General features: G+C 68.2%; 2 protein-coding genes. Both read left to right on the forward strand.

What is annotated here, in order from left to right; all coding sequences use genetic code 11:
- On the forward strand, window positions 1-342 hold a 342-nt coding region (locus AC1DY5_RS55650; RefSeq protein WP_478122709.1), incomplete at its 5' end, for an SDR family NAD(P)-dependent oxidoreductase.
- 78 nt (window positions 343-420) lie between these two features.
- Window positions 421-1293, forward strand: coding sequence for an alpha/beta hydrolase (locus tag AC1DY5_RS55655; RefSeq protein WP_478122710.1), 873 nt, complete (start codon window positions 421-423; stop codon window positions 1291-1293).
- Window positions 1294-1407 lie beyond the last annotated feature (114 nt).

Here is a 1407-nt window from a genome sequence, read left to right on the forward strand (position 1 = left end):
CCGCGCGAAACCGCGTATGCCAGTTCGAAGGCAGCCCTCCACCACTTCGTGCGCGGTGCAGGCGCCGAATACGCGCCGAGGGGCGTTCGCGTGAATGCGGTGTCGCCTGGATTCGTGAGAACACCTCGCCTGAACCAGATGCTCGGCGACGAGGCATGGCGTGCGGTAGGCGAATCGATCCCGATCGGCCGCGCGGCGATGCCGGCCGAGATTGCAGGTCCGCTGCTCTTCCTCGCATCGAATCTCAGCGCCCACATGACCGGCCAGGTCGTCGTGGTCGACGGAGGCTCGACCCATCTCACGCCGTTCCCGAAGGTCTTCGGGGCGTCGAAGAAATCCTGAGTCGCGATGGCAGCGAATTCAACCGAGATCCACCCGGCGCTTCGCGAACTCGCGAAGGCGGCAGCGGGTCAGTCGAGCATGTCGCAGGTCGAGCCCGCGAAAGCTCGCGCGGGGACCGAAGCGCGGACCGCCAGCCGGCCTCCGGGGCCGGCGGTTTCGAGGCTGCTCGAGCTGACGATCCCAGGCCCGGGCGGGAGCATTCCCGCCCGTGTGTACGACCCCGGGTCCGCGCCTGGTGTCGTCGTTGCCTTTCACGGCGGCGGATGGCTCATGGGAAGCCGCGACAGCTTCGACGCGACATGCCGCCATCTGGCGGTGGAGTCGGGACTCGTCGTGGTGAACGTCGACTACCGCCTCGCGCCCGAGCACCCGTTTCCCGCGGCCTTCGAGGACGCATGGGCGGCGGTTCGCTGGGTCGCCGAGCACGGCTCGGAGCACGGATTGCCCACGGACCGTCTGGCGGTCTTCGGCGAATCCGCAGGCGGAAACCTTGCCGCGGCCGTCTGCCTCATGGCGCGGGAGCAGCGCGGTCCCAGCATTCGAGGGCAGGCTCTCGTGTATCCGGCAACCGACGCACGATTGATGGCGCCGTCACTGGAGACCTACGCCGAAGGATTCCTGCAGCGCACCGCTGACGTGAAATACGCATTCAGGACCTATGCGCTGGACCACGGCGTTTCGCCGAGCGATTGGCGTCTGTCGCCGCTCCTCGCGGAAAGCCATGCAGGACTTCCGCCGGCGCTGATCATCACCGCCGAATGCGATGCGGTCCGCGACGATGGCGAGGCGTACGGTGCCAAGTTGGCGGAGGCCGGGGTCGATGCCACGTGCGTTCGCTATCTCGGCATGCTGCACACGTTCATCGGCATGCGAGCGACCCTGGGCGCGGCGGCGGTGGCACAACGCCAGGCCGCTGGCATGCTTCGCGCATGGGCGGTGGCTACCGGCTGAATCGCCCAGCCCGGGCGCGAGGTCCGCATTGCGCTATCGAATGTCCTTCCTGCGCGAACGCGGGGAGGGCGCTTCGTCTTCCGGATCGGGCTCGGCCAGCCCGGCTTGCTCGAG

Source organism: Variovorax sp. P4_D9 (genome assembly GCF_056401695.1).